The sequence below is a fragment of the Pediococcus parvulus genome, from assembly GCF_964063155.1.
GTDB classification, from domain to species: Bacteria; Bacillota; Bacilli; order Lactobacillales; family Lactobacillaceae; genus Pediococcus; species Pediococcus parvulus.
On sequence record NZ_OZ061292.1, the window covers coordinates 345,590 to 359,102 of the forward strand.

The following is a 13,513-nucleotide window of genomic DNA, read 5'->3' on the forward strand; positions in this document are numbered from 1 at the left end:
ACTTATAGAAAAGCCGATTCATTATAAAATGGTTCAATTCCGTAATCATGCAACTGCCCTAAATGCTAAGATCAGTTTGCAAGAAAAGAAGCCGTAGCGTGTGTTTGTGGCATCAAGACTTAATTCGACAAACTCCCAGGGCAACAATTATTGGGACAGCGTCGTGAAATGGAAAAACGAGGTTATCATCCAGATCAGAAACAGTGTGATCCTCTGTATCAAGGCCAACATTGCCTAGCATACAAGCAACTAAGTCCTGTTGCACTCACAATGCCCATCTATCCTGAGTATGACCAAGGATATAAACACGTTTGCCTAACTAATCTAACAAGCAAAAGGATCTTGTTAACCTTTCAGCGATCCTAGTCTGCGGTGTTCATCTGGGGACATAGGATTGACAAAATAGGATATTGACAAAACAGAATATCGGCAATATACTTACTAAAAGTAGTTGGAAAGCGTAATGTCGTGTTGATCGGAGAAAATTAAATGGTAAATCTTACAGAAGAAATGAAGAATATGTTAAAGAGTCAGCTCCCCTTCCTAGCAACAACAGGAATAGATGGCAAACCTCAAGTTGGTCCCAAGGGCTCACTACATGTCTTAGATGACTCACATTTAATCTACTTTGAGCATACCTTCAGGCAAGCCTATGATAATCTCTCGAGCAACCATTTGGCAGCGGTTGCGGTTGCTGATAGAGGCGCTCAACAGGGATTTCGCTTTGAGGGAACGGCTCATATTCATGAAACAGATGATTTTGCTAATCATATTTTAGATCAAACTAACATTTTTGACCGTTTCCCACGCGCTGGCGTAGTGGTCATTGATGTTGAACGAATCTATAAATTGGATAACACCTTAGAGGCTGGCATTCAAATCGCCTAGGGTTTTTAAAACAAATTCAACCGAGTAAGTCGAAGAACTTTTTAGTGTCCAAACTCATACAGTGTTTATTTCATGTCATTAAGTATTCATTAGCAAGCAGTTTTGTTATACTTTGTTTAGAAGTGATGGAAGTACGTCGAATTCTTAAGAAACCCATAGCTTACTGTTAACGCCATTACTTCGAGCGTGTCGACCTTTGACACGCTTTTTTTATGCTATTGGATACAAATCATTCAATAAAAATGAAGCATCAAAAAAGACGGCTTCCACTATGGAAAGTCGTCTCCGATGAACCTGGTTTTCTAAGAAGCTGTCTAAAATCTCTTAAGTAATAGTGCTAAAAACGCTAAAACGACCATTTGCAGACTGGTGGTTAATTGACGCTCACAATTTTTCCAAAGTCGCCGACAATTCTCTAGCCAACTAAAAGATCGTTCGACTACCCAACGTTGGGGCATGACTTCGAATCGATGCAACTCATTGCGCTTCGCAACCTGCACGGTTGCGTTTAAATTACTGGCTACATCGAGCTGAAAATTAACGCCTGAATAACCACCATCAACTAAGACATTTTGAACCTGGCGTAAATGCATGGCATGTAAAGCGATCATTGCACTGGCCCCGTCTCGATCAGAGACGTTCGCTCGCGTCATGTGAATGGCCTGCGGAAAGCCATTGATATCAACTGCCAGATGGCGCTTAATCCCCGAGATTTTCTTACCAGCGTCGTAACCTTTGTTTTCAGCAGTAGCGGTGTTTTTGACGCTCTGAGCGTCAACGATAATAAAGGAAGTTAAAGCTGAACGTCCTTGGTAAGTTCGCCGAGCAATGACAATTTTTTTAAAACTTGTTCCAATAAAGAATCAGCCGTAGGCTCAGCTTTAGTTGACCAAATTTTGTAATAGTTGTAAACTGACCGCCATTCTGGGAAATCACCGGGGACTTGACGCCATTGGCAACCGGTTTTCAAGACATATAGGACCGCACAGAAGACCTCGTAGAGGTCATATTTTCGAGGCTTAGTTCGCTTACGAAAATTTTCTAAAGCTGGTCGAATTAATTCAAATTGTTGCCGAGTAATATTGCTGGGATAATTTTTCATAGCTTAAACTCGCTTTTTACATAGAAGTATATCAAAAATCATAGATCTTGGACAGCTTCTTAGATGCCTTTTTTTGTTATCAAAAAGGGCCTAGTACTTTTGGAATGGAAATACTTTCCAACACCAAAAATTCTAGACCCAGAAAAATACGGAGAGCTAGAATTTTATAGCTTCTCCGTATTTTTAAAGGCCACATTGCGAATTTCTTGTAGTGGGATAAACCGATCAGCATCAACCACAATATCATTGGCATTGTAACCATGAATCAAGGTGGTGATATCTGGCCAATGACGGTTGTTTTGGTCAACCGTTTTTAGTTGAATGATCACTGGTTGTTGACGCTGATATGCGTCTGCCAGTAGTTGGGTTATCTCTGCTAAGGATTGTTGCGGTCGCGGAACATAGACTTCATTCAATTGCTGCTTCTGTTGGTTTAAAGCAGCAGTATGGTCGGATAAATAGAAGCCCTGCCATTTCATCATGCCCCGGTCATGGTAATCATGTTCAAAAAAATGTTTAACCGTGTCTAAATCAAAGTCTTGGTTACTCAAGTGGCACCCGCTTTCGTTGAATCAGCTTTTGACTTGCCGGCCAACGTTCCCCAGTAAAGCCAACAAATTCGATTGTTAGTTTTATATCTTGTCGTAATGCTTTTAACAGCTTTTCTAAATCAGTTAAATCATAGTGTGCTAATTTATGTAAGGGAACGGATTGCAAGCGCTCGTTAGCCCGTTGACTGTTAAAAAACAGATTATAGGTCTGATCGTAGGTATCATTAGTCAACATTAACCAATAGCGGGTTTTGGGACGCCGCTTAAACAATAAGGTTAACCGCCCCTTAATAATCTCGATATCGCTATTCATAGCTATTGCCTCCATTATGTCCGCCCACTAGTGAAGCCCGCTTGATAGCGGTGCCTCCCTTTAATAAACTAGTCGCGTAAACTAGTTTGGTGAACCCAAATTGCCGGTGAATTTCATCAATCACCTGGTTTAACCGGCTACGGCGAATTTGGTTACGCGGTGTTTCAAATAAATTAAGTTGTTGGCCGGAGTTGGCACTTAGTTTACTGCTATAAACGCCAATATTCCGGACAGCTTGACCGTCCCAATTCTGACGGAATAACCACAATAATTGTTGCGTCAAAACTTGATTGTCATTAGTTGGTTCAATTTTTAAAGTCTGGTTAAAACCACCGCGACCATCTGCTTCAGCTGCGGCATAGGAAAACCCAATGCTTAGCGATAGACAACCGGCCAGTTTATGATGGTGCCGAAGCCGCGCCGCCACCTGTTCCCCAATTTCTTTAATGACGGTTTCAATTTCGACTTGGTTAAAATAATCTCGTGGCAATACTTGCGAATTACCCAGGCTAGCTTCTTTAACCTTAGTTGGTTCCGTGACTTGTGCGCGATCAATTCCCCAGGCCGTAGCAAATAATTGGCTACCAATGATGCCAAGTTGTTGTTTGAGTAAATAAGGGTTGGTGTGGGCTAGCTCATACATATTGTGAATTTGAAGCCGGTTCAAACGTTTAGCCATACGGGGGCCAATCCCCCAAACGTCCGTTAATTCGTTGATTGACCAAATCTTATCTGGCACAGTTTCGTAATGGATTTCACCGATCAATTCATGATTATGTTTAGCGTAAAGGTCTAAGGCTAATTTAGCTTGCACCGGATTGTCACCAATTCCCACGGTGGTATACAAGCCTAGCTTTTGCCGAACTGTCTTTTGAATCAAGCGCGCCACTTCGCGAACGGAATTGCCAAAAAGCCGCCAAGTATAGGTCATATCAAGAATGCTTTCATCAATCGAATACGGCCAAACCTCTTGTTCAGTGGTAAATTGATGAAAGATCTGATTGATCTGCAAATTACGTTGAATATAAAGGTTCATGCGCGGTGGCACGACCCACAACCTGGGGTCATTGGGTAAGTCACGTTTACGGGAGACGTTGGCTTTAAGATGAAATAAGTGCTTAGCTTCGGGTGACGTGGCTAAAATAAGCCCACCATTGGTGTTTTCAGCTTCACTAAGGACCGCTAAGGGGACTTTTAAGGGATTAAGCCCCCGGGCAACGGCTTCGCAACTAGCATAAAAGGACTTGTTATCGATTAAGAAGAACACGCCATGCGGTTCATCATCAAAAAACATTTAGATCACTTCCGTTAGCTTTTACCTGTATTGTAGCATATAAAGCAAACGTGTGTTCCCTAAAAACTGGCAGAAAGTTGATTAAAAATAGTCGAAAGTCAATTATAGTTATGCTATAATGTAGACAGAAAAAGGAAGCCCCGAGTGAACAGGGCTTCCCATGTAGAGCCGTTTAAGACGGTGGCAGATTTTAACGATATTTAATAACCGCTAGCTTGCCAGAGCTAAGGCGGTTATTTTTTTGCTGACTTTTGATCAGCTCAACAATTAATGCGATTAAGGCCACGATAAAAGTACCGAAAGCCAGCATTAATTGTAAAGCGTCCGACACGGACACCTAGGCTACTCCTTTCGTTAGGATTTATGGGCTTTAAAGGTTTAACACCATAAGCACCACCTCCGATTGGAAATAGCCACCGCCTTAAATTCTCTACTGGATCTATTATACAGGCAGCCTAGCTCTTTAACCAAATATAAAATTAAAGAATCAGTAAGAAAACTATATTTATATCTGTAAAAACAGTTTTTAACTGCTAGGTCATAATGTATGGCAGATTGCAAGAAATAACTTGAACGAATTTAATGACGTAAATTAAGCAAGAAGGTACGCTGCCAGAAATAGTACAACGCGAATTTGGGGAGGAAGAATAGTATGAAAGCTGATAGCATACACTTATTTGATTTCCTGGGGAGTGGTAAAACAATTTTTGAAATTCCTGTTTTCCAGCGAAATTATGAGTGGGATAGAGAACAATGTAAACAATTATTTAAAGACCTAACCGTTGCGGCGCAAACTAATACTGATCATTTTATTGGTGCAATTGTTTATTTTACCGAAACCGGTAATAAGATGAGTCATATATATCGCATTATTGATGGTCAGCAGCGCTTAACAAGCTTAACTTTACTATTAAAAGCATTGTCGGTTGCTGATGAACACGACCAAGCGGAAATTGAGGAAGAGTATTTAACTAATAAATATCTGGATGATAATAATCATCTTAAACTAAAACCGGTTGAACATGACTATGAAGCATTTTATTCAGTAATGAATAGGTTAGATTTTGATAAGCCTTCAAAAGTTATCGATAATTATCGCCTTTTTCAAAAACTGATTAAAAGCAGTGACATCGATAGTTCTAAACTGTATGAAGCGATGAACCATTTTAACATGGTTTACATTGAGTTAAGTAGCGATCCAAATGAAGAAAATCCACAAGTTATTTTTGAGAGTTTAAATTCGACGGGAGTTTCGTTATCACCTTCTGATCTAGTTCGAAACTTCCTATTAATGAGACTTGATTCACAGCAACAAACGAAATTATATAAAAATTATTGGGTTAAAATTGAGCGTATGTTTGCTACTAAAACATTTGCTGAATTTATTCGGCATTATTTGGTTGTCAAAACACATACGTCAGTTAAAAAGAATGGTGTATATAGTAGCTATAAGGACTACTTCATTTCAAATGGGTTAAGTTCCGAACAAGCTCTCGCTGACCTCTTTAAATTTGCTAGTTACTACGATCAAATTTTGAATCACAAATCTGCTGATGATCGGTTTAATAAGATATTAGAGCATATCAATGTGATGGATAGTAAGGTTGTATTTCCTTATCTAATGCTATTAATGGATTTAGTAGATACAGCAAAAATTAATCAAGAAGAAGCCATTCAGTTAGCACATATTTTGGAAAGTTATCTTTTCCGATCAAAGGCATGTCAAATGCCAACAAATGGTTTAAATCAAATTGTCGTAGGCCTATGTGATTTATCTAAAGAGGGTGGTAACCTACGCCTCAGGTTACTTCGGTTGCTAAAGGCAAACTTTCCAGACGATCGAAAGTTATTGGAAAGTTTGATGGAAGTGGACCTTTATCATCAAAGAAATCATTTAGCAAAGTTATCATTGGTGATCCTTGAAGAACATAGGACTCGAGAAACAATTAATTTTGATGATGCACAGGTTGAGCATATCATGCCACAACGATTGAACGCAGAATGGCGACTTCAGGTTGCTAATGCTGATAAGGTTAAAGAACAGTATGGTGGTACGCTTGGTAACCTGACTTTAACTAAATATAATCAGGAGATGAGTAATAAGCCTTATAGTGAGAAAAAAGAATTTTATAAGGACTCAAATGTTTCTCTTACTCGAGAAGTTGCTGAAACGTATAATCAATGGGGAAAAGAAGCAATTATCGACCGCACTAAAGAGTTAACAGATGAGTTAATCCAAATTTTTCCGATGCCAAACATCAAAGAAGTTAATGAAGAAGAAATTACTGGTGAGTACACAATTGATCAAACAGTTAATGTGACGGGTAAAGCCCCTGTTCAAATAACAATTAATGAAAACGAATATCCAGTAAAAACATGGAAACAAATGTTGAAAATCTTCCTCAATGATCTTTGGAATAGGGATAGTCTTAATTATGATCGGATTAAAGAAAACGATCAGATAAGTCGAATGCTCTTTAGGCCTCACAACGCACCGGCCACGCTTGAAAATGGTACCGTAATCGAAACAAATTTCTCCGCTTCGGTTATTCTAGCCATTATTACCAAGATTTCTGAAATTTGTGATATTACAGACCAAGTCTCATATACGGTGAAATAATGTATGTGAGTACCTTGCGAATAATAGATTCACGTGAAGTTGAAAAGTATTAACTCAATTAGATGATCAGTTATCAAATAGGCGTTTCATAATTTGCTATGCTATGGGTAATCACTGATGGTAAAATATGAATGTAAATAAAAAAGCGAGCCGCTTTAAAGGCAGTGGTAAAGTGCTCCATAATTGTTAGACAAGAAATCTAACAGTTATGGAGCACTTTTTCTATGGTCAAATATAGTTCAGAATTAAAAGCAGAAGTCGTTAGTGAATATCTTCAAGGTGACATTAGTATCAGTCTTCTTTCAAAGAAACGTAACTTGCCTCGAATACAAGTAGGTAGATGGATACAAAACTTTCGTTTGAGTGGCGCAGACGCTCTTAAACGAAGAAGAGTTAAACGAAGTTTCTCAGTTGAGTTTAAAGTTGATGTGATAAACTACTATCAAACTCATGATGAAACTTTAGCCGAAGTATCCGCAAAATTTGATGTTAATTCTTGTCAAATCAGTCTTTGGAGGACAGCCTTCAATCAGTATGGTATAGAAGCCTTGAAGCCTCATCCGAAAGGCAGAAAAACCAAAGTGAAACATAATAAGAAGAAATTACGTAAGTTAGTAAACAAGAACGAAATCGATCAACTTCGTGAAGAATTGACGAAAAAGAATCAAGAATTATATGATGCAAAATTGGAGAACGAAATCTTAAAAAAATCAATGACCCTGTTCGGAACCTCAAAGGACGAAAGAAAACACAAATAGTTGATCAGATCAGGGTCGAACAAGAGTCTCTTCCGAAATCTAACCGGTATAAAGTCGGCGATATTCTTAAGACCATTGGACTTAAGAAAGCGACTTATCATGATGAACGTAAACGTATCAAAAATTATGTAGATAAGTATGAAGATGTAAAAGTAGAGATACTAAAAATTGCCGAAAGCGGAAGATATCGCGGACGTCTAACCTACGGTTATCGTCGCGTTCAAGAAGAGCTCATTAAATTAGATATCCATCTATCAGACGCCGTAGTGCGTCGTTTGATGGATGAATTAAATGTTCAAGTAAGCCTTTATAACCGCCACAGAAATGGTAGATATTCATCTTATAAAGGTACAGTTGGAAAAGTGGCCCGTAACGTTCTACATCAGCATTTTAATGAAACCGTACCTTTCAAAGTATTACATACCGATGTTACACAAGTACGCTTGGCCGATACTAAGTGGGCTTACGTTTCAGCTATTACTGACGAAGCAAGCAAGGAAGTTTTAGCATTTCAAGTAAGTAATAGTCCTAACAGTAAACTAATTATGGATACACTCGATGAACTCACAGAAAATATTCCGGAAGGAATAAAACCAATAATTCATTCAGATCAAGGTTGGCATTATCAATTGAATTACTATACCGATAAACTCTCCGAAAAAAAATTTATACAAAGCATGTCTCGTAAGGGAAACTGTCTTGATAATGCGCCAATTGAAAGCTTCTTTCATCTTCTTAAAACAGAATGTCTTAATAGATTTCCACAGTGTAAAGATATTGGAGAATTCAAGGAAATCACAAAGAATTACGTCGATTGGTTTAACAATCGACGAATATCACAGAAAACAAAAGGCATGACTCCCTGCGAATAAAGGGAACATGCCTTAGCAGTTTAAAAATATTCAATTTTGTCTAACTTTTGTGTTGCACTTTAAATGAGGTGATCTTTTTGAATCTTTTAAGAAATTATAGCTGCTAATGCAGCACCAGTCCGAGAGTTTTTATCGTTTAGGCTATCTTTTGGATGACCTTCAAAACAAACTTGACCGCCGAATTTACCAGCATCGGGTCCCATATCGACTAACCAATCGGCTCGTGAAATTAATTTCAGATTATGTTCAATCAGAATTAATGTATTGCCCTTATCAACCAATCCTTCAAATAAATCGATCAATTGTTGAGTATCCTGTAAGTGCAATCCGGTTGTTGGTTCATCTAAGAAATAGATTCGGCCGGTATGATTCAATTCCATTGCTAACTTAACACGTTGCACTTCACCACCAGATAAAGTGGTCATCGACTGGCTAAGATTCAAATAACCAAGTCCAACTTGGTGGAGTAGACTAATCTTTTTGTAGATATCTGGCACATCTTTGAAAAACTCTAAAGTGTCGTTGATAGAAAGATTTAGAACCTCAGAAATATCTTTGCCATGATAAGTGTATTGTAGTGCTTCTTGGCTATAACGTTTCCCATGACACAACTCACATTCTTGAACGATTGGATCCATGAATGCCATCTCGGTGATCATCACACCTTTACCTTTGCAACGGGGACAAGCACCTTTACCGTTATAACTAAATAGTTGTGTTGAAACGCCATTGTTGGCTTTACTGAAAAGCTTTCGTAGAGGATTTAAAATGTTCAAGTAAGTTACAGGTGTAGAACGAATATTCAAACCTACAGAATCCTGACTCAAATCAATATAGTCTTGATCAGAAACTTGTTGTTTGAAAGCTTGGACTAAAGTACTTTTTCCAGAACCTGCTGGTCCAGATATCACGGTCATTACACCTTGAGGGATTCTGGTAGATACGTCTTTTAAATTATGAGAAGTTACATGATTAACATTTAGCCAAGATTGAGGTTCACGAGGCTTTGGGAAAGTGATTTTTTCTCGTAGCATTTTACCCGTAATCGTACCTGACCGTAATAGTTCGTCGTAGGTACCAGTGAAAGTTACTTGACCACCATTTTTGCCGGCTTGTGGTCCCATTTCCACGACATAATCTGCTGTCGAAATAATGGCAGGGTTGTGATCAACTAGGATAATGGTATTGCCATGTTCCTTGAGCTTTTTTAAGGATTGGGTAATTAATTTAATATCGTGAGGATGGAGTCCTACACTTGGTTCATCGAGTACGTAAACTAAATCGGATAGGGAACTCGTCAAATATTTGGCAATTTTAATTCGTTGAGCTTCTCCACCAGATAGAGTATCAGTTCCACGGCCAAGGGAAAGATAACCTAAACCGATGTCGACCAAAGCTTGAATTTTACTATGTAGTTCACGCACCATTGTTTTAGCCTTGGGGTCCGAGATATTATCCAAAAATTTTAGGACACTTACTAAATCCATATCGCTGACTTCTGCAATATTTTTGCCAGCAATTTTACCAGTTAGAGCCTTTTTGTTCAGACGTGTTCCATGACATACTGGGCAAGGTTTTCGAGTGACAATCTTTGATAAGGCAGCTTCATGATGACGACCTGAGGCACTATGAATAACAGAGCGAAGCATACGTGGAACTAGTCCTTCATATAATGCCGTACGGCCCCAATTTGCCGGTGGATTTTTTAATTTTTGTTGCGGAGCGTGCATGAATAAATCATATTCTTCATCGGTGTAGTCTTTAATTTTTTTGTCTAAATCAAATAATCCACTGTTGCCATATTCCTTCCAACGCCAAGTTCCCGGTTGAAAACCGGCAAAAGTCATTGCACCTTCATTGAGTGATTTATTAGGATCAATTAATTGACGTTCATCTATGTCGTCAACAAAGCCTAATCCCTGACATTTTGGACACATTCCCTGAGGTAGGTTAAAGGAAAACCATTCAGAATACCCAACCCAAGGCTGTCCAATTCGAGAAAACATCAAACGTAAGACGGAATAGATGCCGGTGTAGGTTGCCAGAGTAGATCGAGAATTACGACCAATAGGCTTCTGTTCAACCACAATTGCCACTGGTAAGTTGTCGATTCGGTTCACTTCAGGTTGACCGTATTTAGGCAAATATTGTTGGGTGAAACTAGGAAAAGTTTCATTCAATTCACGTCGGGAAACAGCGGCTAATGTATCAAAAACTAAAGAGGATTTACCAGACCCAGAAAGACCAGCAAATACAGTCGTTTTATGCTTAGGAATATCTAAACTGACATCCTTTAAGTTATTTTCTTGAGCTCCATGGATAGAGATAGTCCCATCTGCAAATAAATCAGTCATAAAAACCTCCAACAGTAAATTTATAATTCCATTATATATAGAAATCTCGTTTAACAAAAATAATCGGGCCTAGAATTTTTGGTGTTGGAAAGTATCTCCATTCCAAAAGTACTAGGCCCTAATTTAAAAAGCCATTGATAATGGATCAAAAACGGCCACTAGGGTATACCCGACCGAAAGAAATTGGTTCAATCCTACAAACAATTGATATGAGTGGGGTTGTTAATGCGTTTGCGTTTATTATTACAGTTGGGTTTTTGATGTATCTATGGGGATTCAAACTACCGGGTTGGCGACTATCACGCTCGGCAAACTGGTTAGTAGTGAGTTTTGCAATTGTGGTTTTACTGGCACTGATTGTTTGGAATGGCTTTGGTTCAGGCGATAAGCTTTCGAATATTTTTACCAGTTACGATTTTTCGTTAGGCCATTTTAACCTAAAAATCGTTTTAAGCGCGTTAGAAACAGTCTGCGAAGAATGGGCGTTTCGTTTTGCAGTCTTGTTTTTAAGCTTGAAGGCTTTCAGTCATGTAAAGAATCAGTATGTCTGGGTAGTTTTGATTAATGGATTGTTATTTGGTCTGTGGCATTCTTCAAATTTACTCGCGGGTCAATCCCTTAGCGCAACTCTGAATCAAATTTTGTTTGCAGCTGGCGGAGGGATGATCCTTTCAGCGACGTATCTTTACACGCAAAGTATCGCAGTTACCATGGTTAGTCATTTCTTCTTAGATATTTTTGCTTTCTCAAATACGAATGGCAATTTATTGATGACTTCTCCAGATGGTGTCGATTGCATTGCCACTTGGATTGTGGTGATTGTTCTTGTTCTCGTAGCATTGTTCTTAGTTACCGGCAAACGAAAACAGAGTATTCAAGAATCTATTTCTTATGAATAAAGGATGTTTACAACTAAAAATTTCTAGAGAGTAAAGGCTCGAAGAAATACTAATGGGGGCATTTGATATGTTGATAGAAAGATTGTGTGGAATTTTAGCGTTGGCAATAGCTGGATGGCAATTCTATAGTTTTAGGCAGGCATTTAGAAGTTTTAAAAAAACGGCCGGGAAAAACACTAATGTATTTATAGGGTTTGGACTTTGGTTTGGCTTGTTCTTTGGAATTATCATATTCCTTTTAGGATTAGCATTGCTTTTCGGAGCATTTTAAAATAGTCAAATTAATCGAGCATTATTATAAAACAAAGAGACTGGGAAAAATCCCAGTCTCTTTCTGTTTCTGAACTTTAATAGTCGAAATCGAGGGAGAAGTCACAACACCTTTTTCCCACTCTTTTTAGAAATAATCTGCCAAAACAGGCTTTGGGGTGACAAATAATTGATCTAATTTAGCAAGTACCTGTGGACTAGCTTCAAATTGACCAAAGGCTTGTTGAGAGCTTAAGGTGCGATAACCAAAAGTAGCCTTGGTAAATTGTTGAATTGTCACTGTTGGCACATCAGCTTTTTTCTCAGAATCATGCTCAATTCCCGTTTTGCCATCAGTAGCCGAGATGGTCCAGCTCCCTTGGTTTTGCTGGATCACTTCATCTTCAATGTTAAAACTCAAGGGTTTAAAATCGGATTTTTCAAACGGATATACCGCCAAGAATGCCTGTAAGTTAACAATGCGGCCCATCATGTACGGATGCGTTTTAACTTCTAAAGCATACGGATCAGCTAGTAAGTCGCCTTGGTAATTTGGATTAGCATTTTCAAATGTGTATGTTTGATAGCCAGCCCCATGTTTGAATACAAAGCTCAGTAGTGACTGATAACTAGCGGGGGTAAGATGCACAAATTCCTGTACGTGGAACTCATCTGCCGAACGGGTATAAATGAGATAGCCAGTAACAGCTTGCTGGGCATCTTGATAGTATGCGACTTGCCATTCGGGATGCTTTTCGGTTAAATATTGCCACCACCAGTCAGCACGAATGAGACCCCCGTTCTGGCTGAGGGGTGACTCAAGATAAGCTCCTTTAATGACAGAAATTGCATTCTTTAAACTAGTCCGGCGCACATGACCAACTGGGCTGGGTTTTACCCTGGGAAGTTTGTCACCAGAAAGCCGATATAATTGATGATCAAAAACTTGTTCGTAGCCAAACTTACGATAGTAAGCAAACGAGAAAGGTGCTAAGTAGGAAAGGACCACATTATTTTTATACATATCATGAAGGGCGGCTTTCATTAAAGTCCCGGCAGCCCCTTTACCGGAATATTCAGGGACACTCATCACATCGGTAATCCCATTCATGAGAAGGGGATTACCGTGAAAATTCACTTTAAACGGCATGCTGAAGAGGCCACTAACCAGTTCATCATCTTCGAATATCCCATACGGAATTCCGTGGTCAAACCGTGTGGACCAGAATTTTTTGCGAAAGTCACTATCAGGTTTATTGAATGCGTAAAGATACAGATTATACAAGGCAGCCTTTGAAGAATTATCAAGCACAAATTGTGATTTCATCGTAACCTCCGTGGTTAATTAATACCTTAATTTTAGCATATTTGGCAGTGGTATAGACAGATCTACGGCTAAAACTAAAAATGAAATTTTAGCAGTTTTCAAACTGTCTTAAGTTAACTTTCAAAAGAATAAAGATTATTCAGCAAGCTTGCTTAAAACCGGGTACGTTTGCTATAATATAAAAAGCCGCTAAATAGTAATGATTACTTTTTAAAAAACGGGGAATTTATATTGAAACATAAGTGGCTATACGTGCTAGCAGTTCTCACTGGAATGTGTTTACTAG

General features: G+C 38.7%; 13 protein-coding genes and 1 pseudogene. 7 read left to right on the forward strand and 7 right to left on the reverse strand.

Annotated features, from left to right (window positions below; genetic code table 11):
* Positions 1-98 precede the first annotated feature (98 nt).
* Together AB3217_RS01675 and AB3217_RS01680 are read left to right on the forward strand one after the other, a co-directional pair.
* Positions 99-366, forward strand: a pseudogene (locus tag AB3217_RS01675) (hypothetical protein).
* 123 nt (positions 367-489) lie between these two features.
* Positions 490-888: a pyridoxamine 5'-phosphate oxidase family protein gene (locus tag AB3217_RS01680; RefSeq protein ID WP_008855217.1), complete on the forward strand. Its 399-nt coding sequence runs from the start codon at positions 490-492 to the stop codon at positions 886-888.
* A 314-nt stretch (positions 889-1,202) separates the two neighbouring features.
* On the opposite strand, the gene AB3217_RS01685 is transcribed toward AB3217_RS01680, so the two are convergent.
* The 5 genes from AB3217_RS01685 to AB3217_RS01705 all read right to left on the reverse strand — a co-directional run bounded on the left by AB3217_RS01685 (position 1,203) and on the right by AB3217_RS01705 (position 4,458).
* A protein-coding gene (locus AB3217_RS01685; protein ID WP_080487858.1) for an IS5 family transposase occupies positions 1,203-1,990 on the reverse strand; the annotation gives its coding sequence in 2 pieces (ribosomal slippage) (positions 1,203-1,732 and positions 1,732-1,990; 789 coding nt in all).
* A gap of 164 nt (positions 1,991-2,154) precedes the next feature.
* The gene (locus AB3217_RS01690; protein ID WP_189523249.1) at positions 2,155-2,541 is read right to left on the reverse strand and encodes a hypothetical protein; all 387 of its coding nucleotides are present in this window, start codon (positions 2,539-2,541) and stop codon (positions 2,155-2,157) included.
* Positions 2,534-2,854: an acetyl-CoA carboxylase gene (locus AB3217_RS01695; RefSeq protein WP_367365103.1), complete on the reverse strand. Its 321-nt coding sequence runs from the start codon at positions 2,852-2,854 to the stop codon at positions 2,534-2,536. Before AB3217_RS01695 ends, AB3217_RS01690 begins: the two co-directional genes overlap by 8 nt.
* Complete coding sequence (locus tag AB3217_RS01700) at positions 2,847-4,148, reverse strand: Y-family DNA polymerase (RefSeq protein WP_367365587.1); 1,302 nt, start codon at positions 4,146-4,148, stop codon at positions 2,847-2,849. The genes AB3217_RS01695 and AB3217_RS01700 overlap by 8 nt, the downstream gene beginning before the upstream one ends.
* Positions 4,149-4,338: 190 nt before the next feature.
* A complete protein-coding gene (locus tag AB3217_RS01705) occupies positions 4,339-4,458 on the reverse strand; it encodes a putative holin-like toxin (protein ID WP_232625410.1) in 120 nt (39 codons plus the stop codon).
* Between the two features lie 342 nt (positions 4,459-4,800).
* Between AB3217_RS01705 and AB3217_RS01710 the strand changes: the two genes are divergently transcribed.
* The 3 genes from AB3217_RS01710 (at position 4,801) to AB3217_RS01720 (ending at position 8,398) form a co-directional block, all read left to right on the forward strand.
* Positions 4,801-6,768 carry a DUF262 domain-containing protein gene (locus tag AB3217_RS01710; RefSeq protein ID WP_367365588.1) on the forward strand — a complete coding sequence of 656 codons (1,968 nt, stop codon included), beginning with the start codon at positions 4,801-4,803 and terminating at the stop codon, positions 6,766-6,768.
* 224 nt (positions 6,769-6,992) lie between these two features.
* Entirely contained in the window at positions 6,993-7,526 is a 534-nt protein-coding gene (locus AB3217_RS01715) for a helix-turn-helix domain-containing protein (protein WP_002331365.1), read from the forward strand.
* A complete protein-coding gene (locus AB3217_RS01720; protein WP_367366111.1) occupies positions 7,523-8,398 on the forward strand; it encodes an IS3 family transposase in 876 nt (291 codons plus the stop codon). The genes AB3217_RS01715 and AB3217_RS01720 overlap by 4 nt, the downstream gene beginning before the upstream one ends.
* A gap of 86 nt (positions 8,399-8,484) precedes the next feature.
* Here the strand turns inward: AB3217_RS01720 and AB3217_RS01725 are convergent, their stop codons facing one another.
* Positions 8,485-10,752, reverse strand: coding sequence for an ATP-binding cassette domain-containing protein (locus tag AB3217_RS01725; RefSeq protein ID WP_367365589.1), 2,268 nt, complete (start codon positions 10,750-10,752; stop codon positions 8,485-8,487).
* Between the two features lie 140 nt (positions 10,753-10,892).
* On the opposite strand from AB3217_RS01725, the gene AB3217_RS01730 reads away from it, so the two are divergent.
* Entirely contained in the window at positions 10,893-11,651 is a 759-nt protein-coding gene (locus AB3217_RS01730) for a CPBP family intramembrane glutamic endopeptidase (protein ID WP_367365590.1), read from the forward strand.
* Between the two features lie 52 nt (positions 11,652-11,703).
* Positions 11,704-11,922, forward strand: coding sequence for an immunity protein (locus AB3217_RS01735; protein ID WP_229923090.1), 219 nt, complete (start codon positions 11,704-11,706; stop codon positions 11,920-11,922).
* 126 nt (positions 11,923-12,048) lie between these two features.
* On the opposite strand, the gene eis is transcribed toward AB3217_RS01735, so the two are convergent.
* On the reverse strand, positions 12,049-13,227 hold the full coding sequence (gene eis, locus AB3217_RS01740) for an enhanced intracellular survival protein Eis (RefSeq protein ID WP_057784915.1): 1,179 nt from the start codon (positions 13,225-13,227) through the stop codon (positions 12,049-12,051).
* Positions 13,228-13,513 lie beyond the last annotated feature (286 nt).

Excerpts from the sequence above, each read along its gene's own strand:
- AB3217_RS01680 (WP_008855217.1), top strand. The coding sequence starts at position 490 with ATGGTAAATCTTACAGAAGAAATGAAGAATATGTTAAAGAGTCAGCTC.
- AB3217_RS01695 (WP_367365103.1), bottom strand. The coding sequence starts at position 2,854 with ATGAATAGCGATATCGAGATTATTAAGGGGCGGTTAACCTTATTGTTT.
- AB3217_RS01700 (WP_367365587.1), bottom strand. The coding sequence starts at position 4,148 with ATGTTTTTTGATGATGAACCGCATGGCGTGTTCTTCTTAATCGATAAC.
- AB3217_RS01705 (WP_232625410.1), bottom strand. The coding sequence starts at position 4,458 with ATGCTGGCTTTCGGTACTTTTATCGTGGCCTTAATCGCATTAATTGTT.
- AB3217_RS01710 (WP_367365588.1), top strand. The coding sequence starts at position 4,801 with ATGAAAGCTGATAGCATACACTTATTTGATTTCCTGGGGAGTGGTAAA.
- AB3217_RS01715 (WP_002331365.1), top strand. The coding sequence starts at position 6,993 with ATGGTCAAATATAGTTCAGAATTAAAAGCAGAAGTCGTTAGTGAATAT.
- AB3217_RS01725 (WP_367365589.1), bottom strand. The coding sequence starts at position 10,752 with ATGACTGATTTATTTGCAGATGGGACTATCTCTATCCATGGAGCTCAA.
- AB3217_RS01730 (WP_367365590.1), top strand. The coding sequence starts at position 10,893 with ATGGATCAAAAACGGCCACTAGGGTATACCCGACCGAAAGAAATTGGT.
- AB3217_RS01735 (WP_229923090.1), top strand. The coding sequence starts at position 11,704 with ATGGGGGCATTTGATATGTTGATAGAAAGATTGTGTGGAATTTTAGCG.
- eis (WP_057784915.1), bottom strand. The coding sequence starts at position 13,227 with ATGAAATCACAATTTGTGCTTGATAATTCTTCAAAGGCTGCCTTGTAT.